This window comes from Pseudomonas sp. PARCl1 (assembly GCF_947311875.1).
GTDB lineage: Bacteria > Pseudomonadota > Gammaproteobacteria > Pseudomonadales > Pseudomonadaceae > Aquipseudomonas > Aquipseudomonas juntendi.
In genome coordinates this window covers 16,904-42,606 of the sequence record NZ_CAMZMX010000012.1, presented here as the reverse complement: position 1 = coordinate 42,606, position 25,703 = coordinate 16,904, and the positions used below count along the sequence as shown (strand labels likewise).

Annotated in this window: 26 protein-coding genes; 11 read left to right on the top strand and 15 right to left on the bottom strand. The window is 64.1% G+C overall.

What is annotated here, in order from left to right; genetic code table 11:
• Positions 1-54: 54 nt before the first annotated feature.
• From tsaB to QME24_RS09220, 5 genes are all read left to right on the top strand, one after another.
• On the top strand, positions 55-729 hold the full coding sequence (tsaB, locus tag QME24_RS09240) for a tRNA (adenosine(37)-N6)-threonylcarbamoyltransferase complex dimerization subunit type 1 TsaB (RefSeq protein ID WP_029885101.1): 675 nt from the start codon (positions 55-57) through the stop codon (positions 727-729).
• A gap of 131 nt (positions 730-860) precedes the next feature.
• Positions 861-1,148: a hypothetical protein gene (locus QME24_RS09235; protein ID WP_029885100.1), complete on the top strand. Its 288-nt coding sequence runs from the start codon at positions 861-863 to the stop codon at positions 1,146-1,148.
• Between the two features lie 3 nt (positions 1,149-1,151).
• Positions 1,152-2,021 (top strand): DUF72 domain-containing protein, encoded by an 870-nt coding sequence (locus QME24_RS09230; protein WP_281690822.1) that lies wholly within the window; start codon positions 1,152-1,154, stop codon positions 2,019-2,021.
• Between the two features lie 28 nt (positions 2,022-2,049).
• A complete protein-coding gene (locus QME24_RS09225) occupies positions 2,050-2,880 on the top strand; it encodes an isocitrate lyase/phosphoenolpyruvate mutase family protein (protein WP_009686984.1) in 831 nt (276 codons plus the stop codon).
• Positions 2,880-3,566: an extensin family protein gene (locus QME24_RS09220; RefSeq protein WP_029885098.1), complete on the top strand. Its 687-nt coding sequence runs from the start codon at positions 2,880-2,882 to the stop codon at positions 3,564-3,566. Before QME24_RS09225 ends, QME24_RS09220 begins: the two co-directional genes overlap by 1 nt.
• Before the next feature lie 2 nt (positions 3,567-3,568).
• On the opposite strand, the gene QME24_RS09215 is transcribed toward QME24_RS09220, so the two are convergent.
• Complete coding sequence (locus tag QME24_RS09215; protein ID WP_029885097.1) at positions 3,569-4,189, bottom strand: hypothetical protein; 621 nt, start codon at positions 4,187-4,189, stop codon at positions 3,569-3,571.
• Positions 4,190-4,292: 103 nt separating this feature from the next.
• On the opposite strand from QME24_RS09215, the gene QME24_RS09210 reads away from it, so the two are divergent.
• A complete protein-coding gene (locus QME24_RS09210; RefSeq protein ID WP_029885096.1) occupies positions 4,293-5,069 on the top strand; it encodes a class I SAM-dependent methyltransferase in 777 nt (258 codons plus the stop codon).
• 202 nt (positions 5,070-5,271) lie between these two features.
• Complete coding sequence (locus QME24_RS09205; protein WP_281690821.1) at positions 5,272-6,234, top strand: RHS repeat-associated core domain-containing protein; 963 nt, start codon at positions 5,272-5,274, stop codon at positions 6,232-6,234.
• A gap of 89 nt (positions 6,235-6,323) precedes the next feature.
• Here the strand turns inward: QME24_RS09205 and QME24_RS09200 are convergent, their stop codons facing one another.
• A complete protein-coding gene (locus QME24_RS09200; protein ID WP_029885094.1) occupies positions 6,324-6,965 on the bottom strand; it encodes a TetR/AcrR family transcriptional regulator in 642 nt (213 codons plus the stop codon).
• Between the two features lie 164 nt (positions 6,966-7,129).
• On the opposite strand from QME24_RS09200, the gene QME24_RS09195 reads away from it, so the two are divergent.
• Together QME24_RS09195 and QME24_RS09190 are read left to right on the top strand one after the other, a co-directional pair.
• On the top strand, positions 7,130-8,230 hold the full coding sequence (locus tag QME24_RS09195) for an efflux RND transporter periplasmic adaptor subunit (RefSeq protein ID WP_029885093.1): 1,101 nt from the start codon (positions 7,130-7,132) through the stop codon (positions 8,228-8,230).
• Between the two features lie 6 nt (positions 8,231-8,236).
• Positions 8,237-11,293, top strand: a complete 3,057-nt coding sequence (locus tag QME24_RS09190; protein WP_281690820.1) for an efflux RND transporter permease subunit — start codon at positions 8,237-8,239, stop codon at positions 11,291-11,293.
• Positions 11,294-11,350: 57 nt separating this feature from the next.
• Here QME24_RS09190 and QME24_RS09185 read toward each other — a convergent pair whose 3' ends face one another.
• The 5 genes from QME24_RS09185 to plsB form a co-directional block, all read right to left on the bottom strand.
• Positions 11,351-11,752: a hypothetical protein gene (locus QME24_RS09185; protein ID WP_054881199.1), complete on the bottom strand. Its 402-nt coding sequence runs from the start codon at positions 11,750-11,752 to the stop codon at positions 11,351-11,353.
• A gap of 143 nt (positions 11,753-11,895) precedes the next feature.
• Positions 11,896-12,582 (bottom strand): DUF4197 domain-containing protein, encoded by a 687-nt coding sequence (locus tag QME24_RS09180; RefSeq protein ID WP_029885090.1) that lies wholly within the window; start codon positions 12,580-12,582, stop codon positions 11,896-11,898.
• A gap of 33 nt (positions 12,583-12,615) precedes the next feature.
• Positions 12,616-13,014: a YbaY family lipoprotein gene (locus tag QME24_RS09175; protein WP_192439735.1), complete on the bottom strand. Its 399-nt coding sequence runs from the start codon at positions 13,012-13,014 to the stop codon at positions 12,616-12,618.
• A gap of 66 nt (positions 13,015-13,080) precedes the next feature.
• Positions 13,081-13,440 carry a YbaY family lipoprotein gene (locus QME24_RS09170; protein ID WP_029885088.1) on the bottom strand — a complete coding sequence of 120 codons (360 nt, stop codon included), beginning with the start codon at positions 13,438-13,440 and terminating at the stop codon, positions 13,081-13,083.
• Positions 13,441-13,512: 72 nt separating this feature from the next.
• Positions 13,513-15,999 (bottom strand): glycerol-3-phosphate 1-O-acyltransferase PlsB, encoded by a 2,487-nt coding sequence (gene plsB / locus QME24_RS09165; protein WP_029885087.1) that lies wholly within the window; start codon positions 15,997-15,999, stop codon positions 13,513-13,515.
• 233 nt (positions 16,000-16,232) lie between these two features.
• On the opposite strand from plsB, the gene QME24_RS09160 reads away from it, so the two are divergent.
• Positions 16,233-16,442 (top strand): cold-shock protein, encoded by a 210-nt coding sequence (locus QME24_RS09160; protein ID WP_003252255.1) that lies wholly within the window; start codon positions 16,233-16,235, stop codon positions 16,440-16,442.
• A gap of 90 nt (positions 16,443-16,532) precedes the next feature.
• On the opposite strand, the gene QME24_RS09155 is transcribed toward QME24_RS09160, so the two are convergent.
• The 4 genes from QME24_RS09155 to QME24_RS09140 form a co-directional block, all read right to left on the bottom strand.
• On the bottom strand, positions 16,533-16,910 hold the full coding sequence (locus tag QME24_RS09155) for a hypothetical protein (RefSeq protein WP_009686969.1): 378 nt from the start codon (positions 16,908-16,910) through the stop codon (positions 16,533-16,535).
• Positions 16,911-16,927: 17 nt separating this feature from the next.
• Positions 16,928-17,740, bottom strand: a complete 813-nt coding sequence (locus QME24_RS09150; protein ID WP_047150000.1) for a putative RNA methyltransferase — start codon at positions 17,738-17,740, stop codon at positions 16,928-16,930.
• Positions 17,740-18,891: a succinyl-diaminopimelate desuccinylase gene (dapE, locus tag QME24_RS09145; protein WP_054881202.1), complete on the bottom strand. Its 1,152-nt coding sequence runs from the start codon at positions 18,889-18,891 to the stop codon at positions 17,740-17,742. The genes QME24_RS09150 and dapE overlap by 1 nt, the downstream gene beginning before the upstream one ends.
• Before the next feature lie 94 nt (positions 18,892-18,985).
• On the bottom strand, positions 18,986-21,577 hold the full coding sequence (locus QME24_RS09140) for a glycosyltransferase (RefSeq protein ID WP_281690819.1): 2,592 nt from the start codon (positions 21,575-21,577) through the stop codon (positions 18,986-18,988).
• Between the two features lie 119 nt (positions 21,578-21,696).
• Here QME24_RS09140 and tcdA point away from each other — a divergent pair, with 119 nt between their 5' ends.
• Complete coding sequence (tcdA, locus tag QME24_RS09135; protein WP_009686964.1) at positions 21,697-22,506, top strand: tRNA cyclic N6-threonylcarbamoyladenosine(37) synthase TcdA; 810 nt, start codon at positions 21,697-21,699, stop codon at positions 22,504-22,506.
• A gap of 71 nt (positions 22,507-22,577) precedes the next feature.
• On the opposite strand, the gene QME24_RS09130 is transcribed toward tcdA, so the two are convergent.
• The 4 genes from QME24_RS09130 to QME24_RS09115 all read right to left on the bottom strand — a co-directional run bounded on the left by QME24_RS09130 (position 22,578) and on the right by QME24_RS09115 (position 25,685).
• A complete protein-coding gene (locus QME24_RS09130) occupies positions 22,578-22,988 on the bottom strand; it encodes a SufE family protein (RefSeq protein WP_054881203.1) in 411 nt (136 codons plus the stop codon).
• Complete coding sequence (locus tag QME24_RS09125; protein WP_029885081.1) at positions 22,985-24,190, bottom strand: cysteine desulfurase; 1,206 nt, start codon at positions 24,188-24,190, stop codon at positions 22,985-22,987. The genes QME24_RS09130 and QME24_RS09125 overlap by 4 nt, the downstream gene beginning before the upstream one ends.
• An 81-nt stretch (positions 24,191-24,271) precedes the next feature.
• Positions 24,272-25,306 (bottom strand): 2,3,4,5-tetrahydropyridine-2,6-dicarboxylate N-succinyltransferase, encoded by a 1,035-nt coding sequence (dapD, locus tag QME24_RS09120; RefSeq protein ID WP_009686960.1) that lies wholly within the window; start codon positions 25,304-25,306, stop codon positions 24,272-24,274.
• A gap of 31 nt (positions 25,307-25,337) precedes the next feature.
• Positions 25,338-25,685: an ArsC family reductase gene (locus QME24_RS09115; protein ID WP_054881204.1), complete on the bottom strand. Its 348-nt coding sequence runs from the start codon at positions 25,683-25,685 to the stop codon at positions 25,338-25,340.
• Positions 25,686-25,703 lie beyond the last annotated feature (18 nt).

Here is a 25,703-nt window from a genome sequence, read left to right as displayed (position 1 = left end):
GGCGCAGCTGCTCTATAATGCCGCACTTTTTCTTCGCACCTGGATACCCGTTCGATGACCACCCTGTTGGCCCTGGATACCGCCACCGAAGCCTGTTCCGTTGCGCTGCTGCATGACGGCAAGGTAACCAGCCATTACGAGGTGATCCCGCGCATGCATGCCCAGAAGCTGCTGCCGATGATCAAGCAGTTGCTGGCCGATTCCGGTGTGGCACTGAATGCGCTCGATGCCATCGCCTTTGGCCGGGGCCCGGGTGCGTTCACCGGTGTGCGTATCGCCATCGGTGTGGTCCAAGGACTGGCGTTCGCCCTCGAGCGCCCGGTGCTGCCGGTCTCCAACCTTGCCGCGCTGGCCCAGGGCGCGTTGCGCAAACAGGGCGTGCAGCAGGTCGCCGCGGCCATCGATGCGCGTATGGACGAGGTGTACTGGGGGTGCTACCAGGCCACGGCAGGGGAAATGCGCCTGGTCGGCAGGGAGGCCGTGTTGCCGCCCGAGCAGGTGGCGCTGCCGTTAGAGAGCACCGGTGCCTGGTTCGGTGCCGGCACGGGTTGGGGTTATGCCGAACGCCTGGCAGTGAAAGTCGCGGCCAGCGATGCCCAGGCCCTGCCCAGCGCTGTGGACGTACTGGCCCTGGCCGGTTTTGCCTGGGCGCGTGGCGAGGCAGTTACCGCCGAACAGGCGCAGCCGGTGTATCTGCGCGACAATGTAGCTACCCCGAAGCAGCAATAGCTGCTGTCCGTCGGTTATTGCCGATCACACTAAAACCTTTTTCGCATTCTGTGGTCGAGTTATCAATGAAGCATTAGCGACGGAGCTCTGATGCTGCTAAATTGCCATCATTGATCCCGAGTGCTCATGCCATGCGTATCGACGGTTTCTCATCGCAGTACCCGATCAAGCGCACGCCGCGCAAGGCAGCGGTGCGTGAGGATGCGGTCGATGATGCTGAGGTCGTCGATGACCTTGAAGCCGCGCCACCCGAGCCTGCCGCGCGCCGCCATGGCGCTGGCCTGCCAGCCCGCCAGCAGGACATGGTATTCCCTCGCGCCCGTGACCGGCGTACCGCCAATGCCTTGGCCAGTTACCTGAGCACCGCCGGTTTTACCGACTGGGACATGGAAGTACTAGGGCTCGACCTGTACATTTGATGGATGAGTCCATCAGCACTGCCTTACTTTCTCGGTTGCCCGTCATGGAGTGAAAACGCCTGGCGCGACTACCTGTACCCCGCCGACGCCAGCAGCGGCCAGATGCTGGGGTTCTACAGCCAGGTGTTCAACGCGGTCGAGGGCAACACCACCTTCTACGCCCGGCCTGCTCCTGGCACCCTTGCCCGCTGGGCACAGGTAATGCCCGCGCATTTCCGGTTCACGGCCAAGTTCCCCCGCGACATCAGCCACGCCGGTGACCTGCGCCACCAGCTGGAGCCTGCCTTCGATTTCACCCGGTTGATGGCGCCATTGGGCAGGCGAGTGTCCCCCTACTGGTTGCAATTGCCGGCCCAGTTCGGCCCTGCGCGTCTGGGCGAGCTGCGCCATTTTCTGGATGAGCTGGCGGTGCCCGTGGCAGTTGAAGTGCGTAACCAGGCGTTTTTCGCCAAGGGTGAAGAAGAGCGCATGCTCAACCGGGTGCTGCACGAGCGGGGCGTAGAGCGTATTTGCCTGGACCCGCGCGCGCTGTTCAGCTGCACTTCGCGTGACCCTGCCGTGCTGCATGCGCAGTCGAAAAAGCCCAAGGTGCCGCCGCGCCCGGCCGCCTTTACCCAACACCCGCAGGTACGCTTCATCGGCCACCCGGAACTGCAAGCCAACGACGTGTTTCTCACCCCGTGGGTAGGCAAGGTGGCCAGCTGGATCGAAGAAGGCCGCAGCCCCTATATCTTCCTGCATACCTCGGACAACCGCCTGGCGGCGGCACTTGCCCGGCATTTTCACCAGCGCCTGATGCTGCGTTTGCCGGGCCTTGCCGCGCTGCCGGAATTGCCGCGCGCACCCGAGGTCGAACAGCTGGGGCTACTGTGACCCTTCCCTGACTGCCGGAGGTTCTACCATGGATGTGCAAACCCTGCGAGCCGAAGCCTTCAAGGCCTTGCACCAGCGTGACGGTGCATTCGTCATCCCCAACCCGTGGGATGCCGGGTCGGCCAGGCTGTTGGCGAGCCTGGGCTTCGAAGCGCTGGCCACTACCAGCGCCGGCCTGGCCTTCAGCCTGGGCCGCCCGGATGCCGAGGGGGCCCTGAGCCTGGACGACACATTGGACAACGCCGGCGAAATCGTCGACGCCACCGCGTTGCCGGTGGCCGCCGACCTGGAAAATGGCTTCGGCGACCTGCCCGAGGACTGCGCGCAGACCATTCTGCGTGCCGCCGAGGTTGGCCTGGTGGGTGGGTCTATCGAAGACGCCAGCGGCCGCCATGATGCGCCCATTTATGATATCGGCCTGGCGGTGGAGCGTGTACGCGCCGCAGTGCAGGCTGCCCGGAGCCTGCCGTTTCCGTTCACCCTGTGCGCCCGTGCAGAAAACCTGCTGCACGGGCGCATGGACCTGGACGACACCATCCTGCGCCTTCAGGCCTACGCCGAAGCGGGGGCCGATGTGCTGTATGCGCCTGGCCTGCGAACGGTGGAGGAAGTACGCGCGGTGGTGCAGGCCGTGGCCCCGCGGCCGGTGAACGTGCTGATGGGCATGGCCGGCGTGGCGTTGAGCGTCAACCAGTTGCAGGACCTTGGCGTGCGCCGCATCAGCCTTGGCTCGTCGCTGGCCCGCGCGGCCCTGGGTGCGTTGCAGCGGGCCGCACTGGAAGTCCATGACCAGGGCACCTTCGGCTACGCTGACCAGGCTTTGCCGTTCGCTCAGCTCAACGACCTGTTCCGCCGTTGATGCGGGCCCTGACGCTGCTGGCCGGCCTGCTGTTTTTGGCCGTGCTTGCCTGGCAACTGGGCTGGCGCCTGCCCGCGCCGTGGAACCCCTGGGCGCCGTTGGATGTGCGCCAACCACCCAATTGGCTGACCCCCTACAAGCTGGCGCGGCTGCGGGATGACCCCGCGCTGTGCCGCCAGGCACTGGCCACCAGCCAACTGCGCTACCGGTCACAGGCCGACAGCCCGGCCTCGGCCAACTGCCCGCTGGAAAATGTGTGGCGTATCGAAGCCGGCAAGGCGCGCCTGAGCAGCAGCTTTCTGGCCAGCTGCCCACTGGCGGTGGCGTATGCACTGTTCGAACACCACGCCTTGCAGCCTGTCGCGCAGCGGGTGTTGGGCCAGCCGGTGACCCAGGTCGACCATTTGGGCAGCTTTGCCTGCCGCAACGTCTACCACCGCAAGCAGGGCCGCCTGAGCCAGCATGCGACGGCCAACGCCCTGGACATCAGCGGCTTTCGCCTGCAGGACGGTCAGCGCATCGTCCTGGCGCGTGACTGGCAGGCGGGTGGGGCCAAGGCGCAATTCCTGCGCGAGGTGCAGCAGGCTGCCTGCCAAAGCTTCAGCACTGTGTTGGGGCCCGACTACAACGCCGCGCACCACAACCACTTCCACCTGGACATGGGCCGCTGGCAGGTCTGCCGCTAAGGTCAGGCGTAGGCGCGCACGTTGTTCAGCACCACCGGGCGCGCCCAGTGGAGGTCGAATGCCAGGTCGGTCTGCTGCTTGCTCAGCGTGGCATCGTCGAACGGTTCGGCGGCGGGTGGCAACAAGTCGCTTTCCAGTTCGGCGATGGGCAGGAACAGCGGGCGTGGGCTAGGGCCCGGTCCGGGCTCGGGCAGCGGCTGACCCTGGCTCATCACCACCGGGCGCAGCCAGCTGTTGTTGATGTCGAGCTGGCGCTGCTGTTCGATCAGTTCCATGGCGCTGAAAGGCTCGGGGGCCGGCGGCAAGAGGCTGGCTTCCAGCTCGGCCTTGGGTAGAAACAGCGGCTCGGGTGGGACTACGCGGGTATCCTGCACCGGGCAGGCGCGCTGCGCGTCGATCATGGCCAGCGCGCGGGCGCCGCCGATCGGTTCGCCGCTGTCCTGGTCATACTTCACGAACGACTGGCTGATGCTGTCTACCGGCTCTTCCTGGCGCTCGGCCATGGCCCGAGCGAAAAAATCCTGCCACAGGTGGCTGACGCCCCCGAGTGCCTGGGTGTTGTGCTGACTGTAGTTGCCGACAGGCGACAAATAGGTCAAGCCGATGGGAAGAGTATCTGACATGGCAGTCGCGCGCGTTGTGCTCTGGCAGAATAGCGGGATATTGCCTGTATCGGCCGTGGCGGCCGATACCTTAACGGCGGGGTTCAATTTCTAGGTGTTGAAGATGGAAGAGCAGGGCACAGGTATCCGGGTCGAGGCGCTAACGGCCGAATTCGCAGGGCAGGCCGCTGCATGGGCCGAGCGCCTGGCGCTGCCGTTGCAGGACGATGATGCCGGATTTGCCGTGCAGGTGGGCGTTGATGGTTTGCAGATCCAGCAATTGGGCCCGCAGGCACCGGGGCCGGTGCGGGTGGACTTTGTCGAAGGCCAGGCCGCGCACCGGCGCCAGTTTGGCGGCGGCAACGGGCAGATGATCGCCAAGGCCGTGGGCATCGCCCAAGGCGTTCGACCGCAGGTGCTGGATGCCACGGCGGGGCTTGGCAAAGATGCGTTTGTGCTGGCCAGCCTGGGCTGCCAGATGACCCTGATCGAACGCCAGCCGCTGATTGCCGCGCTGCTGGAAGATGGTCTGGCGCGGGCGCGCTCGGATGACGTGGTGGGCCCGATTGTCGGGCGCATGCGCCTGCTGACCGGCAACGCCATCGAGCGTATGCGCAATTGGGAAGGCGAGGCGCCGCAAGTCATCTATCTCGACCCGATGTTCCCGCACCGCGACAAGAGCGCACTGGTGAAAAAGGAGATGCGCGTGTTCCGGCCCTTGGTGGGGGACGACCTGGATGCCCCGGCCCTGCTCGAAGCAGCCCTGGCGCTGGCCAGCCACCGGGTGGTGGTGAAGCGGCCGCGCAAGGCGCCGATCATCGACGGGCCGAAGCCGAGCCATAGCCTGGAGGGTAAGTCGAGCCGGTATGACATCTACCCGAAAAAGGCCCTGAAGCCCTGACCTGCCCCAACCGGTCCGGCTAACACGGTCATTGTAGGAGCGGCTTTAGCCGTGAACATCGGCAACGCCGGTGCCAATCACCGCGTTGCCTTCTTCGCGGGTAAACCCGCTCCTACAATGACCTATTATTTTTGCCAGTAGTCATTTGTTGACTAAGGGCGCGACCATAACGGACATTCAAACCTGACTGAGGGTAATGTTCATGTCGCCTGCTCCCTATACCCGTGAAGCTGGCCGCCAGCTTTTTTACTGTAACGGCAAGATCGCTACTGAGTTGAATGGCGACGCCCGCTGGCGTTTGCTTCAGGCTGATGGTCTGGTGCTGGCTCAGCAAAATCACCGATCCTCGGGCTTGCCCAGCATGCTGGCGGCATGCGACCAGCAGCGCTCGGTCTTGTCCATTTATGAGAGGAAACGCCAGGAGGCACAGGCTTACTCGCCCTATGGGCATCATATTCAGGGCAGCGGTTTGCCGTCGTTGCTTGCCTTCAATGGCGAGCGGCCGGACGCGATCACGGGGCGTTATCATCTGGGGAATGGCTACCGGCAGTTCAGCCCGGTCATGATGCGCTTTTGCAGCCCGGACAGTTGGAGCCCATTTGGGGCAGGTGGTTTCAATGCGTATGTGTATTGTGCGGGAGATCCCACCAACCGTACTGACCCGACCGGGCATTTCTGGGGGATTGGGACGTTCTTCAGAGGAATATTGGGCAAGAAATCCAAAGCGCCAAAGCAGGCGAAGATTGGCGTGCCAGTAACCAAAACAAATCCGACTCCAGATAACCGAATCAATAGCATAAGCCAAAAAGTTGCACCGACAGCGGATGGCATCAATCCATTCGAGCAGCTTACTGATTTGGAAATTAATCAGCAGTTGGAATTGTTGAATCAATTTGGCGCTAAACGCGAGTCGTCTCGGCAGGCAAGCAGTTCAGTACGACCAGAAAGCTCGTTAGTTGGCAGCGCCCCCACGCCAAGGCCAAAAACAACGCTGATGGAGCGAAGAAGGGCGCAGGAAAACCTCAATAGAGAGCGTGCGATTGAAAGGGATACGGACTTACTGCAAGTACTCAGCCAGATCCAAGAAGCAGGGCAGGGCACAGACGAAATCGTGGCAGAAATTGGAAGATTGCAAAAGAATATTCGCCAGTGGGTTGGGAATTGAGACGCTAGGCTGATTTTCTACCTTTCGCTGGTTGGTGCGGAAGGTAGAGATTGGAATCAAGTGCTCCGGGCCTGTAACTAGCCATGCCGTCAAGGCTCGAACGCCCGCAAGAACACCCCCACCACCTCGCGCACATGCGCCTCGGCCTCTTCGCCTGCCAATGGCCCCGCACACCCCAGCAGCAACCGGTAATCCGGGGCCCCCTTGACCAGGCAGAAGAAGTGCTCAGCTGCCCGCAGTGGGTTGTCGATGCGCAGCAGCCCACGCTCATCCGCCTCGCGCAGCAGCGCTTCCATCCCGGCCAGCACGCGCTTGGGCCCGGCTTCGTAGAAGTACTGGCCAAAGCTCGGGTCCAGGCTGCCTTGGGCCATGATCAGGCGGCTGAGCTTGACCGCTTCGTCACTGCTGATCAGCGCCTGGAAACCACGGGCGATATTCAGCAGCACGTCTTCGACCTGCGCACCGGCGGGGTACTCGAACAACAGGTCCGGCAGCTGGATCTGGCACGTGGCCATGACCGCTGAACAGAACAGCGTCTGCTTGTCGGTGAAGTGGCTGTACACGGTGAGCTTAGAAACACCTGCCGCCGCAGCGACCGCATCCATGCTGGTGTTGGCGTAGCCAAGGCTTAAGAACAGCGACTTGGCAGCTTCGAGAATCGCCTCGCGCTTGGCCAGGTCCTTGGGCCGGCCTGGGCCGATGGGTGCGTCGTTGGACATTGTGGTCTGCATGTGGTTGATCAAGCTCCCATATTACCGGCTGGAGCGGTTTCCAGCAGTGATCGTAGCCATCGTCAGGCGATTTCTTATCGACACTGGCTTCTCGGCAGCAGTTCCCTGACTTAATATACCCGCCAGTACAAATATTCGAAGTACCCTCTGCGAAAGGATTCATCATGTTGCGCCAGGCCTTGTCCATCGCGTTGCCCGCCGCCGTCGCCGTGCTTCTGGCGGCGTGCGAACAGGAAGCCGCCGCCCCCGCCGCCCCGCGCCCGGCGTTGGTGGTGCAGCCGCAGCCAGCCGAAGCGGGGGCCGCCAGTTACCCCGGTGAGGTGCGTGCGCGCTTCGAGCCGGAACTGGCGTTCCGTATTGCCGGCAAGGTCAGCAAGCGGCTGGTCGAAGAAGGGCAGCGGGTCAAGGCCGAGCAGCCGCTGGCCGAGCTGGACCCGCAGGACGTACGCCTGCAACTGGAAGCTAACCGCGCACAACTGGCCGCCGCCGAAGCCAACCTGGCACTGGTGCGCACCGAGCGTGATCGCTACCAGAAGCTGCTGGACCGGCAAATGGTCAGCCATTCTCAATATGACAATGCCGAAAACCTCTACCGTGCCGGCCTGGCCCGCCTGAAGCAGGCCAAGGCGCAGTTCGACGTGGCCGGGAACCAGGCAGCCTATGCCGTATTGCGTGCGCCCCAGGCCGGGGTGATTGCCAAGCGCCAGGTGGAAGTGGGCCAGGTGGTTGCCGCTGGGCAAACCGCCTTCACCCTCGCCGCCGATGGTGAGCGCGAGGTGGCCATCGCCCTGCCAGAGCAGCAGTTCGCCCGGGTCGCCATCGGCCAACCGGTGAGTGTGGAGCTGTGGTCGCACCCGCAGGCGCGCTTCCAGGGGCGCATCCGCGAGCTGTCACCCGCGGCCGATCCGCGCTCGCGCACCTTCGCCGCCCGCATCGCCTTCACCACGTCGGCTGCCCCGGCCGAACTGGGCCAGAGCGCCCGGGTATTCATTGCTACCGAAGGCCTGATCCCATTGTCTGTACCGCTGTCGGCGGTCACCGCCGAAGACGGCCAGGCCTATGTCTGGCGGGTGAACAAGGACAGCCGCCTGGAGCGGGCCGTGGTGCGCCTGGGTGCGTACGGCAACGATAGCGTGCCCGTGCTCGATGGGCTGGCCGCCGATGACTGGGTGGTGGCCGCCGGTGGTCATGTATTGCGTGAGGGGCAGCAGGTACGCCCCGTCGACCGCAGCAACCGCGTAGTGAACCTGACGGCCAAGGAGTAAGTCCCGATGGGTTTCAACCTTTCTGCCTGGGCGCTGCGCAACCGCCAGATCGTCCTGTTCCTGATGATCCTGCTGGCGGCCATTGGCGCCGTGTCCTACACCAAGCTGGGCCAGAGCGAAGACCCGCCGTTCACCTTCAAGGCCATGGTCATTCGTACCCTGTGGCCCGGTGCCACGGCCGAGGAAGTGTCGCGCCAGGTAACCGAGCGCATCGAGAAAAAGCTGATGGAAACCGGTGAGTACGAGCGGATTGTCTCGTTTTCCCGGCCTGGCGAATCGCAGGTCACGTTCATGGCCCGCGACTCGCTGCACTCCAAGGACATTCCCGAGCTGTGGTATCAGATCCGCAAGAAGGTCGCGGACATTCGCCATACCTTGCCGCCGGAAATCCAGGGCCCCTTCTTCAACGACGAATTCGGCACTACCTTCGGCAATATCTATGCACTGACCGGCAAGGGCTTCGATTACGCCGTGCTCAAGGACTATGCCGACCGGATCCAGATCCAGCTGCAGCGGGTCAAGGACGTGGGCAAGGTCGAGCTGATCGGCTTGCAGGACGAGAAAGTCTGGATCGAGCTGTCCAACCTGAAGCTGGCTACCCTGGGGGTGCCGCTGCAAGCGGTGCAGAATGCCCTGCGCGAACAGAATGCGGTCAGCACCGCCGGCTTCTTCGAAACCCCCAGCGAGCGCCTGCAACTGCGGGTAAGCGGTCGCTTCGACAGCGTCGAGCAGATTCGCCAGTTCCCGATTCGGGTGGGCGACCGCACCTTCCGCATTGGCGATGTCGCCGAAGTCTACCGTGGCTTCAATGACCCACCCGCACCGCGCATGCGCTTCATGGGCGAAGAGGCCATTGGCCTGGCGGTGTCGATGAAGGATGGCGGCGATATCCTGGTGCTGGGCAAGGCGCTGGAAAGCGAGTTCGAACGCCTGGCGCACAACCTGCCGGCCGGCATGGAGTTGCGCAAGGTCTCGGACCAGCCCGCGGCGGTCAAGGCCGGTGTCGGCGAGTTCGTGCAGGTGCTGGCCGAGGCGCTGGTCATCGTGCTGCTGGTCAGCTTCTTCTCCCTGGGCCTGCGGACCGGCCTGGTGGTGGCGCTGGCCATCCCCCTGGTGCTGGCCATGACCTTCGCGGCCATGCATTACTTTGGCATCGGCCTGCACAAGATTTCGCTGGGGGCGCTGGTACTGGCCCTGGGCTTGCTGGTAGACGATGCGATCATTGCCGTGGAAATGATGGCGATCAAGATGGAGCAGGGCTACGACCGCCTCAAGGCGGCCAGTTACGCCTGGAGCAGCACGGCCTTCCCGATGCTCACCGGCACCCTGATCACCGCAGCGGGCTTCTTGCCCATCGCTACGGCGGCCTCCAGCACCGGCGAATACACCCGCTCGATCTTCCAGGTGGTGACCATTGCCTTGCTGGCATCGTGGCTGGTCGCCGTGGTGTTCGTGCCTTACCTGGGCGAGCGCCTGCTGCCCGACCTGGCCCGGCTGCACGCGGCCCGTCATGGCCAGGCGCCAGACCCTTATGCCACGCCGTTCTACCAGCGTGTGCGGCGAGTTGTGGCGTGGTGTGTACGGCGCCGCAAAACGGTGATCCTGCTGACCCTCGCGGCCTTCATCGGCAGCCTCCTGCTGTTCCGCTTCGTGCCCCAGCAGTTCTTCCCGGCGTCCGGGCGCCCGGAACTGATGGTCGACCTGAAGCTGGCCGAAGGTGCATCGCTGGCCAATACCGCCGAGCGCGTCAAGCAATTGGAGGCGCTGCTCGCGCAGCAGGATGGCATCGACAACTATGTGGCCTACGTGGGCACCGGTTCGCCGCGCTTCTACCTGCCGCTGGACCAGCAACTGCCGGCCGCCAGCTTCGCCCAGTTCGTGGTACTGGCCAAGTCGATGGACGACCGCGAGCGCCTGCGCAGCTGGCTGATCGCCACGGTGGACCAGCAGTTCCCCGAGTTGCGCGCCCGGGTCACCCGCCTGGAAAACGGCCCGCCCGTGGGTTACCCGGTGCAGTTCCGCGTCACGGGCGAGCATATCGAGAAGGCGCGGGCACTGGCCCGTGAGGTGGCGGCCAAGGTACGCGAGAACCCGCATGTGGTGAATGTGCACCTGGACTGGGAGGAACCGAGCAAGGCGGTGTTTCTGAGCATCGACCAGGACCGTGCCCGTGCGCTGGGCGTGAGCACCGCGCACCTGGCGAGTTTCCTGCAAAGTTCGCTGACCGGCACCACCGCCAGCCAGTACCGCGAAGACAACGAGCTGATCGAGATACTGCTGCGCGGTACGCTGCAGGAGCGCAGCGAGCTGGGCAACCTGGGCAGCCTGGCGTTGCCGACCGACAACGGCCAGAGCGTGGCGCTGTCGCAGGTCGCGACCCTGGAGTATGGCTTCGAGGAGGGCATCATCTGGCACCGTAACCGCCTGCCGACGGTGACCGTGCGGGCAGACATCTACGACAAGGCGCAACCTGCGACACTGGTGAAGCAGATTCTGCCATCTTTGCAGGGCATCCGCGCCAAGCTGCCCGACGGTTACCTGCTGGAAGTGGGCGGCACGGTGGAAGATGCCGAGCGCGGGCAGAAATCGGTGAACGCTGGCATGCCGCTGTTCATCGTGGTGGTGTTGAGCTTGCTGATGATCCAGCTGCGCAGCTTCTCACGCACGCTGATGGTGTTCCTGACCGCGCCGTTGGGGTTGATCGGCGTGACCCTGTTCCTGCTGGTGTTCCGCCAGCCGTTCGGCTTTGTCGCCATGCTCGGCACCATTGCCCTGGCGGGGATGATCATGCGCAATTCGGTGATTCTGGTTGACCAGATCGAGCAGGACATTGCGGCAGGGATGGACCGCTGGCAAGCGATCATCGAGGCCACGGTGCGGCGCTTCCGGCCGATCGTGCTGACCGCGCTGGCCGCGGTGCTGGCCATGATCCCGCTGTCGCGTAGCGTGTTCTACGGGCCGATGGCGGTCGCGATCATGGGTGGCCTGATCGTGGCCACGGTGCTGACGTTGTTGTTCCTGCCGGCGTTGTACGCGGCCTGGTTCAGGGTAAAGCAGCGTTGAAGACCCAGGCGCGAGCGTGCAGGCAGCTGGCGCCCTGGGTGTTGAAGGCGCCGGCCCTTACCAGCTCAGGCAGCTGTTGGTGCGGCCTTTGCACGGGCCATGGCCGCTGACGGCGGCAGGTGCAATGCGGGCCTGGTCCTGAGCGACGAAAGTCTCTTTCCAGCCCAGGCGCTTGCCGTGCGGGTTACCGTTGGTGGCCTGGTAGCGCAGGCTCACCTGGTAAGCATGGCCTTCCTTGAGCGTTGCCCCATCGATCATGAAACTGAAGGTCTGGGGCAGCGCCAGTTCGCCTTGCTGCTCGATGGTCAGCACGGGCTGCAGGACGGAGCTGCCTTTGGCAGCGCCGAAGCCCTCCAGTTTTTCACTCAGGACCAATACGTAACTCGCCGAAGCGTCCGGTGTTATCCGGTCTTGGCTTTCGCAGTCGATGAAGATCTGGAAATGTGGGGTGGAGGGCATAGCGGAAACTCCTCGTCGAAAAGAGCCGCCATCCTGCACCCTGCTGTTGGCCGAGGGAGCGGGGAAAGGCGGTACAGGCAAAACGACGCAGAGGCAGCGGCCGCGCGGGTTCACGCAGACCGCTGCTGTGGCACCACGCGTTATCAGAGCGTGCCGAAGACCTTCTTGGCCAGGCTGGTAGCTGCGGCGGCCGGGTTCTGGCGAATGTTCTGCTCTTGCTTGCCGATCATCTCGAACAGGCCGTCCAGCGCCTTCTCGGTCACGTAGTTCTCGATGTTGGCGTCATCCTTGACCAGCCCCAGGCCTTTGGCCTGCGCGGCGAAGGCGTTGTACTGCTGAGCCACGCCAACCTGGTCGGTGGCCTGCTTGACGACCGGCAGGAACTTGGCCCGAATCTGCTCGCGGCTGCTCTTGTTCAGGTACTGGGTGGCGGAGTCGTCACCGCCGCTGAGAATGCCCTTGGCGTCGGTCACGCTCATGTTCTTCACGGCGTCTACCAGAATCGCCTGAGCCTGCGGCACGGCCTTTTCGGCGGCCTTGTTCATGCTGGCTTCCAGGGCTTCGACCTGTTCGCCCTTGCCGAACATCTTCATCGCTTTGGCGGCCTTGCCCAGGTTGCCCGGCAGTTCGATACGCACGTCCGGGTTGTTGCTGAAGCCGCCTGGGGTGCTGAGCTGCTTGACCGCCAGTTGCGCACCTTGGGTGAGGGCATCTTTCAGGCCGCCGGTGGCGTCCTTCTGGCTTAGGTCGCCCAGCGACAGGGCCAGCGCGCTGGCCGACAGCAGCAGGCCGGCGCACAGGGTGGTGAAGCGCAGGGAAGTGCGGATCATGAAGCGTTCCTTGTAAACAGATGAATACGGGTATCAGCGAACCTGGTCGAGCTTGACGCGCACGGGTTGCGGGTCGGAGCCGTCGAGCAGCACGCCATGGTGTTCGGTATTGATGAACAGCAGTTTGCCGTCCAGCTCGATGCGCGCGCTCAGCGCATAGCGGTGGCCGGGTTTGACCTGGCGCGGATCGTAGGTGAGGTGGAACGGCAGCGGCACGTTGCCTTTGACCGGGCCGGCCTGGCGGGCCAGGGTCACTGCCGGGGCGTCCAGCAACGACACGTCCTGCAGTTCGACGCTCAGGGTGGCGGCCGGGGGCAGGGCAATGCGCTGCAGGTAGAAGACTTCGCCATCCAGGCTGGCCTGGGCGGGCGGGGTTTGGCTGGAGCAGGCTGCGAGCAGGGATGCGCAACACAGCATAAAGAGCTTTTTCATGGAATCTCCGTTGTCCTTGGAGCCGGCTTGTGGCCAACCCCAGGGACTTTAGCGGATTTTCCCTAATCAATCATGGAGCACGACCGGGGGCGTCGCCACGTTATCGACCACCACGCGTTCGGTGCCAGACAAGGTGTGAGGGTTTACGGCGTGATGGGCGTTGTTGATGAACTGCAGTTGCCCGTTCTGCTCGATGCGCACGGCCAGCACGTAGCTGCCGCGCGGGTCGAGCTGGCTGAGGTCGCAGGCCAGTTGCAGCTTGATCGGCAGTACACCGGCGCACTGGAGGCGCAGCTCGGCCTGGCTGACGGCCGGCGCGTCGGCACGGGACACGTCGAGCAGGCTCAGTAGCACCTGGGCGGAGGCTGGCAGGTAGTTGTCGCTGGAAGAAACGATTTCGACGTCGATCGATTTGATCTGGTTCATGGTGGTGCTCCTTGAGAGGGGGAAAGCACGGCGATGCTGTCCCCTCTCAAGGCCTGGCGGCAGACAGAAAAGCTACCCTTGCACCACGTCTGAAGGCTCGTCGCGATGCAGCGCCACCTGGCGGATGGACAGGCGCAGCTCGGCCGACAGCACGCGCTTGGCCACGCCCTCGGCCAGTTCGCCGAGCTTGTCGTGGTAACCCAGCTTGCCTTGGGCATCGGCATGCAGCACGCCTTGCTGGAGCAAGGTCTGGATGAAGTGGCGGAACAGCGTCTTGTCGAAGAACTCCGGGGCGTTCAGGCCATGCAGGATCGACAGGCGCTGGGCCATTATCACACACAGGTCTTCCAGCGCTTCGGCGCTGAGGCTGTTCTGCCCGCTGTTGAGCAGCAGGGATGTGGCCATGTAGAAACGCTGCAGCGTCTGGGTGATGGTGCGGGCCAGCAGGGTCAGCAGCACGAACTGCCGCGAGCTCGGCGGCGGGCGCACATAGATGTCGTTGTCCTGGCGCAGCAGGCCTTGCTCGACCAGCGCCGCCAGCCACTGGTCGATGACGTCGTCCAATTGCTGCGGCGCCCAGCGCAGGAACAGTTCGGCCTGCAAATACGGGTACAGCGCGTGCACATACTGCCCCAACAGTTCGCGGCTCATGCGCGAGCTGCTGAGGAAGAAGCTGGCCAGCAGCGCCGGCAGGGCGAAGATGTGCAGCACGTTGTTGCGGTAGTAGGTCATCAGCACCGCATTGCCTTCGTCCAGGTACAGGATGCGGCCCAGGGCGTCCTTCTGCTCGGCGACCAGGTTCATGCCGCGCACGTGTTCGATCAGGGCCTGGCCGTCACCCTCGGGCAGGGTGATGTGCGGCGAGTAGGGCACCTGGCGCAGCAGGGCCAGGTACAGGTCGAGCACGCGGACCAGGGCGCGTTCATCCAGGGCCAGGCGGCTGGTGGACAGCAATGCCATGGCCACCAGGTTGACCGGGTTGATGGCCGCCGCCTCGTTGAGGTGGCGGGCCACGGTCTCACCCAGGCGATGGGTAGTGGCGTTAAGCCAATCCGGGCGGTATTGCGGGCCATGCTCCTGCTCACGCCAGCCGGGTTGTTGGTCGTCGAGGAAGCCGGCCAGGCGGATCGGCTCGCCAAAGTTGACCGACACCTGGCCAAAGCGCTGCCTCAGCGCGCCGAACACCTTGAAGATATCGAATATCGACTCTTTCTTCTTGCTGGCACCGCGCAGCTCGCCCAGGTAGGTGCGGCCTTCGAGCACGCGCTCATAGCCGATGTAGACCGGCACGAACACGATAGGCGTGCGCGACGAACGCAGGAAGCTGCGCAGGGTAATGGCCAGCATCCCGGTGCGCGGTTGCAGCATGCGCCCGGTACGGGAACGGCCGCCTTCGACGAAGTACTCCACCGGGAACCCCTTGGTGAACAGGGTGTGCAGGTATTCGTTGAACACCGCGGTATAGAGTGGGTTGCCCTTGAAGGTGCGGCGCATGAAGAACGCCCCGCCACGGCGCAGCAGGTTGCCGACCACCGGCATGTTGAGGTTGATGCCCGCGGCCACGTGCGGTGGCGTGAGGCCGTTGCGGAACAGCAGGTACGACAGCAGCAGGTAGTCGATATGGCTGCGGTGGCAGGGCACGTAGATCACTTCGTGGCCGGGCGCGATGCCCTGCACCTGCTCGATGTGGTTGACCTTGATGCCGTCGTAGATCTTGTTCCAGAACCAGCTGAGCACCACTTCCAGGAAGCGGATGGCAGTGTAGGTGTAGTCAGAGGCAATCTCGTTGCCGTAGCGCAAGGCCTGGGCTTCGGCCTTGGCCAGCGGCAGGTTTTCGCGCTGCGCCTCCTCGGCGATGGCCTGGCGCACCAGCGGTGCATGAACCAGCCCCTTGACCAGGTTGCGGCGGTGCGAAAGGTCGGGGCCGATGACCGCGGTCTTGAGGTTGCGAAAATGCACGCGCATCAGGCGCTGGGCCATGCGCACAGTGCGTTCGTGGCCTTTGTTGTGCTGCACCAGTTCGCGCAGGTGGATGGGGGCAGAGAACTGCACGCGGGTCTTGCGCCCGAGTATCAGTACGGTCAGCAGCCGCCGCAAACGCCCGGTCACTGCCCAACTGTCGGCAAACAGCAGTTTCCACGGGCTGGACTCGCTGGCCGGGGTCTGGCCCCAGAACACGCTGACTGGAATGATCTGCGCATCTTCCTCGGCATGCCGGGTAACGGCAGCTACCAGGCGCTCGAGGGTGGGCGGGGCGCCACGCTTGTCCTGGCGGCCCAGCCAGTCGGGGTCGGGGGTCAGGTAGAAGAACGCGGCGGGTTCCTGCAGCGGACCGACCGTTACCGGCAGCACCGGGCGCGGCAGCCCTGCCTTGGTGCACTCGTGGTCGAGTACGACCAGGTCGGTGAGCGCCGGCGTAGGCAAGGCGTAGATCACTGGCCGGCTGCGGTCCAGGTTCAACGACATGGCCGACTGGTTGATGGTTTCGGAGCGCACCCACAGGTACAACAGGCGACGCAGGGCGCCGAAAATCAGGCGGCGCAGGGGGGAACGGGTCATGGGGTGTGTGCCCTGGGTGTGATGTTCAGGTGAGTATCCAGTTAATTAGTCTGCCGTATGTGCGTAAGTTCAGCAAAAATCGGCCAACAGCGGGACCGTCATCAATTTTTTTTGTGCTGTGGCATATACTCGGCCTGCCACTTGCAGGTTATTTCGGCAAGCGGCGTTGGCACGGGGCAGGTAAGCCCATGCCTGCACGGCGATCTTCACAATAAAAAACCGGAGTAGTTCAGATGTCGTCTCGTGAGACTGGGAATGTAAAGTGGTTCAACGATGCCAAGGGTTATGGCTTCATTCAGCGCGAAGGTGGTGCGGATGTATTCGTCCACTATCGGGCGATTCGCGGTGAGGGGCATCGTACCCTGGTCGAAGGGCAGCGGGTTGAATACGCTTGCGTGCAGGGCCAGAAAGGCCTGCAAGCCGAAGACGTGGTAGGCCTCTGAGCCTTAAGCTATAAGCTTCAAGCTGCAAGTGACCGTGTACTTGCAGCCTGATGCGAGCCTTCTTGAAACTTGCAGCTTGAAGCTTCAAGCTCAAGACGTACGCCAGGTGATTTCCTCTTCACCGTCGGCGCTGATGCGGACCCAGCGGTCGGCATCTTCCTCGCCGTCTTCCTCGACCCAGCCACCCGGTGCGCAGCGTACTTCCACCCCCAGTGCGGCGAATGCAGCGCGGGCGCAGGCAATATCGTCGGCCCAGGGGGTCTGGTCGCTTTCCAGGTACAGGCTGTTCCATTTCCCTACAGCCTTCGGTAACCAAGTGACGGGAATGTTACCGGCCTGGCATTTGAAGGTCTGGCCTTTCTGCTTCCATTCGCTGCACGGGCCGATCGCCTGGGCAAGCCACCCGGCAATCTGTTTGTGGTCGACGTCGGCGTCCTTCAGGTAGATCTCGATATCAGGTTGGCGCATAAGGGCTCCGGGTGTGCTCAGTCTTGGCGCACAAAATAGTCATAACGCATGGAAACCGTTACCTCGAACGGCTCGGGCTGGTCGATTACCCGTGCACGTTTTTCGGCGCTGGCGCGCCAGCCGTGTGGGGTCATGGCCAGCAGGTCGGCGCGGGCCTTGGGGGCTGCCAGGCTCAGGCGCAACGCCAGGGTTTCGCTGTGGGCATGGACCATGCCCTCGGGGACCAGGGCCAGGTGCTTGTCGTCGGCGTAAGGGCGTACTTCATCGTAGAGCACTTCGCGCAGTTCCATCAGGTGGCCGCTGGTCGGGCCTACCCGCATCAGGCCACCGCCGGGGCTGAGCAGGCGTTTGGCTTCGGCCCAGTCCAGCGGGCTGAATACGCTGGCGATGAACTGGCAGCTGGCATCGGCCAGCGGCACCCGGGCCATGCTGGCGACCATCCAGGTGACAGCCGGTGCGCGGCGGCAGGCACGCTTGACCGCCTCGCGGGAGATATCCAGGGCGTAACCGTCGGCAGCAGGCAGGGCCTGGGCCAACTGCGCGGTGTAGTAACCCTCGCCGCAGCCAATGTCCAGCCACGCACCGGGCTGGCGCTCGGCGGCCAGTTCGGCCAGGCGCTGGGCCACCGGCGCGTAGTGGCCACCGTCGAGAAAGTCGCGACGCGCCTCAACCATGGCCTGGTTGTCACCCGGGTCACGGCTGTTCTTGTGCTGCACCGGCAGCAGGTTCAGGTAGCCCTGGCGGGCCCGGTCGAAGCGGTGGCCTGCCGGGCAGGCCACGCCGTTGTCGACTTGCGCCAGCGGCGCCTGGCAAAGGGGGCAGGCAAGCATCAGGCGAGCAACCGGACCAGGGTCTGGTAGTAGATTTCGGTCAGCAGGTCGAGGTCGCTGGCCAGAATCCGCTCGTCCACCTGGTGGATGGTGGCGTTGACCGGGCCCAGCTCGACCACCTGGGTGCCCAGGGTGGCGATGAAGCGGCCATCGGACGTGCCGCCGCTGGTCGACGGTTGGGTGTCGCGGCCGGTGACACTTTTGATGCTGGCCGAAACGGCACCCAGCAGCTCGCCCGGCTCGGTGAGGAACGGCAGGCCTGACAGCGCCCAGTCGATCGACCAGTCCAGTTCGTGCTTGTCGAGGATCGCCGACACCCGCGCCTGCAGGCCTTCGACGGTGGACTCGGTGGAGAACCGGAAATTGAACAGCGCAGTCAGCTCGCCCGGGACCACGTTGGTGGCACCGGTGCCGGAGTTGAGGTTGGAGATCTGGAAGCTGGTCGGCGGGAAGAATGCATTGCCTTCGTCCCAGTGCTCGGCTGCCAGCTCCGCCAGGGCCGGTGCGGCCAGGTGAATGGGGTTGCGCGCCAGGTGCGGGTAGGCCACATGGCCCTGTTTGCCGCGCACGGTCAGCTTGGCGCCCAGCGAGCCGCGGCGGCCGTTCTTGACCACGTCACCCAGCAGGGTGGTGCTGGACGGTTCGCCGACGATGCACCAGTCCAGGCGCTGGTTACGTGCTTTGAGGCGTTCGACCACAGCCTTGGTGCCGTGGTGGGCCGGGCCTTCCTCGTCGCTGGTGATCAGGAACGCGACCTTGCCGCGGTGGTCGGGGTAATCCCGCACGAAGCGTTCGCTGGCAACCACCATGCAGGCCAGGCTGCCTTTCATGTCGGCTGCGCCGCGGCCGCACAGCATGCCGTCGGCGTCGATCAGCGCATCGAACGGTTCATGCTGCCATTGCTGCACCGGGCCGGTGGGCACCACGTCGGTGTGGCCGGCGAAGCACAGTACCGGGCCTTCCTGCTGGCCATGGGTCGCCCAGAAATTGTCGACGTCTTCGATGCGCATCGGCTCGAGCTGGAAGCCCACGGCGCCGAGGCGGTTCATCATTTGCGCCTGGCAATCGGCGTCGACGGGGGTGACGGAGGGGCGACGGATCAGGTCGCAGGCCAGTTGAAGGGTAGGCGAGAGCTCGGCAGGGGCCGTCATGGGGAACTCCGGGGCAAGGCAAGGCGGGGAAATCTGAGGGGCGTTATCTTATAGCAAACCAGTCGCGAAAGGGGCGCCAAGCGCCCCCAACATCTCAAGCCTGCTGCGCCTCGGCAGCCTTGTGCGCAGGCTTGGGCAGCGACGACAGCAGCGCCATCACCAGTGCCGCCACGTACGGCAACGACTGCACCAGCAGCATGGCCATCCAGAAGCGCATGTCCGAACTCGGCAGCCCCTGCACCAGGTAGATACCCAGCGCTGCGCCCCACAACAGCAGCATGATGAACAGTTCCTCGCGCGCCTCGGCAATCGCCACCAGCAAGCCATGGCTGTCGGCATGCTTTGGCGTGCGGATGAACGGCATGCTGCTGGTGAAGAACCCGTACAGCACCGCTTTGGCGATGGTATGCGACAGCGCCAGCCCTGCCAGCGCCGCCGCGAAGGCATCCTTCATGTTCACCCCCACCGCACGCCGGTAGAGGAACAGGATCTTGCCGACCTTGAAGAAGAACAGCGCCAGCGGCGGGATGGCGAAAATCATCAGTGGCGGGTCGACCCGGTGCGGCACGATGATCATCGCGGCCGACCACAGCAGCGCGCCGATGGTGAAGAAAATGTTCATGCCATCGGCGATCCAGGGCAGCCAGCCGGCCAGAAAGTGGTAGCGCTGGCCGCGCGTCAGCTGGCTACCCGTGCCGCGCAGCAGGGCGCCGGCGTGGTGCTTGATGATCTGGATGGCACCGTATGCCCAGCGGAAGCGCTGTTTCTTGAAATCGATGAACGTGTCGGGCATCAAGCCCTGGCCATAACTGTTGTGGGCATAAGCGGCCGACAGGCCCTTTTCGAACACACGCAGGCCCAGTTCGGCGTCCTCGCAGATACACCACTCGGCCCAGCCCAGTTCTTGCAGCACGCTGCGCCGGGTCATGGTCATGGTGCCATGCTGGATGATCGCGTCACGGTCGTTGCGGGTGACCATGCCGATGTGGAAGAAGCCCTTGTATTCGCTGTAGCACAGCTTCTTGAATGCACTTTCGTGTTGGTCGCGGTAGTCCTGCGGCGACTGCACCACGGCAATTTTCGGGTCGGCGAAGTGCGGCACCATGTGCTTGAGCCAGTTGCGGTCGACGCAGTAGTCCGAGTCGATCACCGCGATCACTTCGGCGTCTGGCGCGGTGTGCGGGATCAGGTAGTTCAGCGCGCCGCCCTTGAAGCCAGCCAAGGGCGCGACGTGGAAGAACTTGAACCGCTCGCCCAGTTTCTCGCAATGGGCCTTGAGCGGTTCCCACACGGCCGGGTCCTTGGTGTTGTTGTCGATCACCAGCACTTCATAATCGGGGTAATCCAGCGCGGCCAGGGCGTCGAGGGTCTGCTTGACCATTTCTGGCGGCTCGTTGTAGCACGGTACATGCACCGACACCTTGGGCCGGTAGGCGCTGTCGGCCTGTACCGGCAGGAACTCGCGGCGGCGCTTGTGGATCCACACCGCCTCGGCCAGTTCATGCGCCTCGGTGAGCAGCACGATGAACACCCCCAATGCGCCGAGCGCCAGCAACACGCCGACGGTCAGGCTGAACCAGGTGCTGTATTGCTGGCTGTAGTCGTAGGCGATCCACACCAGCACCGACCCGCACAGGAAGGTGATGAACGTCAGGAAGGTCCGGCCGCGTTGGCGCAAGGCCGAGCCGTCGATGAACAGCACCATCAGCGCGATCATGGCCAGCACTACCGAAGCGACCGCCAGGGCGCGCCACTGCGGAATGGCCACCACGGGCCCCTCGAAGTTGAACTTCTGCTGGCGCTCGGCGTTGTAAACGCCCCAGTAAGCGCCTACCGAGCCTTCGTCGCTGGCCTTCCAGGGCTGGTCATAGGCTTCGATGACGAAATAGTTGTAGCCACGGCGGTTGAGCGTGTTGACCAAGGTGCGCAGGTAGATGGCCTGATCGGCCTGGGTGGCATCGGCGCCCCCGCGCATGCGGCCATTGCTCGGCCAGCCGACCTCCGACAGCAACAGCGGCTTGCGCGGGAACTGCTGCTTCAGCTCGCGGGCACGGTCGAGCACGAACTCCACCGAGTCTTTCATCGGCACGAATTCCCAGTAAGGCAGGATGTGCGCGGCAATCAGGTCGACGTGCTTGGCCAGCTCCGGGTGTTCCTTCCAGATATGCCATTGCTCACTGGTGGTTACCGGGACCTTGACCGCGGCACGCACCCTGTCCAGGTACTTGATGAGGTTTTCCGGTGTCACTTCTTCGCGGAACAGCGCCTCGTTACCCACCACTACGCGCACCACGCTGCGCGAGGTATTGGCCAACTCGATGGCGGTGGCAATTTCCCGCTCGTTGCGTTCGAGGTCGGGGCTGATCCAGATGCCCAGTGTCACGCGCAGGCCGAACTCTTCGGCCAGCCGTGGGATGTCTGCCTGGGTGCCTTCCACGGTGTAGATGCGGATGCTGTCGGTCAGTTTGCTCAGTTGTTCCAGGTCCTGACGCATTTCTTCGTCACTGGGGTACTGGCCCTTTTGCGGGCTTTCACCCAGGCGGAACGGCGAATACGAGAAGCCAGAGATTTGTTCTGGCCAGGCGGGCGCGGAAACCGGGCGATTGATCAGCGCCCAGAAGCCGGTGAACAACGCAGCGATGGCCAGCACCACAACCAGGTTCAGGCCGAATTTACGTGAAGACATTGTCGTCCATTTCTGTCGAAGTGATAGGACATTAAAGCAGGGTTAGTAGTCCATTTCCTAACGGTGCAGGCCTTGGGCTCGCTGGCATATAATGCGCGCCGGTTTTTTGGGGTATGAACATGAGTACAGAAGATCCACGCTTCGCCGGCGTTGCCCGGCTGTACGGCGACCAAGGCCTGCAACGCCTGGGCCAGGCCCATGTGGCGGTGGTCGGGATTGGCGGGGTGGGTTCGTGGGTGGCCGAAGCGCTGGCGCGCAGTGGCGTGGGCGAAATCACCCTGTTCGACCTGGACGATGTCTGCGTCAGCAACACCAACCGCCAGGCCCACGCCCTGGAAGGGCAGGTGGGGCGCCCCAAGGTCGAGGTCATGGCCGAGCGCCTGCGGGCGATCAACCCGGCCTGCACGGTGCATGCAGTCGCCGATTTCGTCACCCGCGACACCATGGTCGAGTACATCACCGAACACCTGGACTGCGTGATCGACTGCATCGACAGCGTCATGGCCAAGGCCGCGCTGATCGCCTGGTGCCGCCGGCGCAAGATCGCCATCGTCACCACCGGGGGGGCCGGCGGGCAGATCGACCCCACGCAGATCCAGATCGCCGACCTCAACAAGACCTTCAACGATCCGCTGGCCTCGCGGGTCCGCTCCACGTTGCGGCGTGACTACAACTTTTCGCGCAATGTCAGCCGCAACTATGGCGTGCCATGTGTGTTTTCCAGTGAGCAGCTGCGTTACCCCAAGGGCGATGGCAGCGTGTGCCTGCAGAAAAGCTTCGTTGGCGAAGGCGTGCGGCTGGATTGTGCCGGCGGCTTTGGCGCGGTGATGATGGTGACCGCCACCTTTGGCATGGTGGCAGCGAGCAAGGCGATAGAGAAACTGGTGGCCGGTGCGCGACGGCCATCGGAGCGGGTCAAGCCCGTGTAAATCCCTGTAGGAGCGGCCTCGTGTCGCGATGGGGCGCGCAGCGCCCCCAACGATGTTGGCCCCCACCCCAGTTAACGTTTGACCACCAGCTCTGCCATGCGCTGCAACACCGCATGTAGCCCGTTGCTGCGCGACGGCGACAGCTGGCGCTCCAGCCCCAGCTGGCTGAACCACCCCCGCAGGTCAAGCGCCAGCAGTTCACCGCTGGTCAAACCCTGCACCCGCACCAGCAACAAGGCCAGCAGCCCGCGTAACAAACGGGCATCGCTACCGGCCTTGAACCGCCATGCGCCATCGGCCTGCTCGGCCACCAGCCACACCAGGCTTTCGCAACCGTGCACCCGGTTGGCCTCGGTTTTTTCGTTGGCAGCCAGCGGCTCCAGCCGGTCGCCCCATTGCATCAGCAAGCGAGCACGCTGTTCCCAGCCCTTGCCCTGTTCGAACGCGGCCAGCGCCTTTAGCGCCTGTTCCGGCAGGCTCATCGCAACAACTCCAGGCCTTGGTCCAGCGCGTCGAAGAAGCGCTGCAGGTCGCTGCTGTCGTTGTACAAGCCCAACGACACACGGATCGCACCCTCCAGGCCCAGCCCCTTCAGCAGCGGCATGGCGCAGTGGTGCCCGGCACGCACGGCAATGCCCTGCTCGGTGAGCAGGTGGGCGATATCGGCATTGTGCACGCCCTCGATGACGAAACTGGCCAGCGCCGCCTGTGGCGTGCCCAGCACCCGGATACCCTCGCGGTCGGCCAGGCCGCGCAGCAGTTGTTGATGCAGGCTGGTTTCGTGGGCGGCGACCGCGTGGCCATCGAGGCTGGCCAGGTAGGCAAGGGTCGCGCCCAGGCCGATCACCCCGGCAATGGGCGGGGTGCCCGCCTCGAAACCCAACGGCGCCGGGCGGAAGCTGGCGCTATGGTAGTCGGCCAGTTGCACCATCTCACCGCCAAACTGCCAATGGCGCAGCAGCTCGAAGGCCTGGCTGCGGCCGTAGAGCACGCCGACACCGTCCGGGCCATACAGCTTGTGGCTGGAAAACACATAGAAGTCGCAGCCCAGCTGCTGCACATCATGGCGCCCATGGACCACGCCCTGGGCGCCGTCGACCACGGTCACGGCACCTTGCGCACGGGCATGGGCCAGCAGGGCAGGCAAGGGCTGCCAGGTGCCCAGCACGTTGGACAACTGGCTGACGGCCAGTACCCGGGTGCGTGGGCCTACCAACTGCAGGGCCTGGTCCAGGTCGATGTGGCCGTGAATGTCCAGCGGCAGTACCACCAGGCGCAGGTCGTGCCGCTGCGCCAGTTGCTGCCAGGGCAGCAGGTTGGCATGGTGCTCCAGCGCGCTGACGGCAATTTCGTCGCCCGCCTCGAAGCGGTGCTCCAGGCCATAGGCCAGCAGGTTCAACGCCGAAGTGGCGCCATGGGTGAACACGATTTGCTGGGCATCGGCGGCGTTGAGCCAGGCGGCCACCTTGTTGCGGCTGGTTTCGAAAGCCTGGGTCGCCAGTGCGCCGGGCAAGTGCTGGGCGCGGTGCACGTTGGCCGCGCCATGGGCGTAGTAATGGCCCAGGGCATCCAGCAAGGCTTGCGGCTTCTGGGTAGTGGCGGCGCTGTCCAGGTAGGTCTGGTGCTGCCGTTGCAGGGCGTCGATGGCGGGGAAATCGGCACGCCAGGGGGAGGGCTGGAACATGATCGCGGGGCCTGAAATGAAAAACGGGTCTGACGTGTTGGCGCCAGACCCGATGTTAACACCTCAAACCGTGCAAGGTTCTCAGTTGTGGGCGTGCAATGCTTCGTTCAGCTCGATGGCCGACTTGTGGGTCTTGCATTCCACTGCGCCGTTCAGCGAGTTGCGGCGGAACAGCAGGTCGGTCTGGCCTGCCAGGTCACGCGCCTTGACCACCTTGACCAGTTCGTTGTTCTCGTCCAGCAGGTTCACCTTGGTGCCGGCAGTGATGTACAGGCCCGCTTCGACGGTGTTGCGGTCACCCAGCGGGATACCGATACCGGCGTTGGCGCCGATCAGGCAGCCTTCGCCGACCTTGATGACGATGTTGCCGCCACCGGACAGGGTGCCCATGGTCGAGCAGCCGCCGCCCAGGTCCGAGCCCTTGCCGACGAATACGCCAGCGGAAACCCGGCCTTCGATCATGCCCGGACCTTCGGTGCCAGCGTTAAAGTTGACGAAGCCTTCGTGCATGATGGTGGTGCCTTCGCCAATGTAGGCGCCCAGGCGCACACGGGCGGTGTCGGCGATACGCACGCCGGCGGGGACCACGTAGTCGGTCATTTTCGGGAACTTGTCCACCGAGAACACTTCCAGCAACTCGCCTTTGAGGCGTGCTTCGAGTTGCAGTTCGGCCAGTTCGCTCAGGTCGACCGCGCCTTGGTTGGTCCACGCCACGTTCGGCAGCAGCGGGAAGATGCCGGCCAGGCTCACGCCGTGTGGCTTGACCAGGCGGTGCGACAGCAGGTGCAGCTTGAGGTAGGCCTCCGGGGTCGAAGCCAGCGCAGCGTCTTCGGCCAGCAGGGTGGCGACCAGCGGCTTGTGGCTTTCGGCCAGGCGGGTCAGCAGCGCGGCCTGGGCGGCATCCACGCCTTTCACCGCTTCGGCCAGTTGGGCGGCCTGGGCGTTGCTGAAGGCGATGGCCTGGTTGCCACCCTGGTAACCAAGAACAGGCGCGACTGCGGCGACCAGTTCGGCGCTTGGGTTGAGCAGGGGTTGTGCGTAGAACACTTCCAGCCAGGCGCCCTGGCGATTCTGGGAGCCGACACCGAAGGCCAGGCTGAACAGGGTATTGGACATGTGATTACCTCGTGCGAAATAGGGTAGGGGCTCAGGCGAAGGCTGCGGCGTACAGGTCAGGCTTGAAGCCGACCAACGTGCGCGCGCCAAGGTCGAGCACCGGGCGCTTGATCATCGACGGCTGGGCCAGCATCAGCTCGACGGCCTTGGCCTGGTCGAGGTCTGCCTTGCTGGCGTCGTCCAGCTTGCGGAACGTGGTGCCGGCACGGTTGAGGATGACTTCCCAGCCGTGTTCGTCGCACCAGCGGTTCAGGCTGTCACGGTCGATGCCTTGGGTCTTGTAGTCGTGGAATTCGTAGGCGATGGACTGGTCTTCTAGCCAGGTACGCGCTTTTTTCATGGTGTCGCAGGCTTTTATGCCGTAAAGAGTGTAAGTCATTGAATTTAAAGGGGCTGG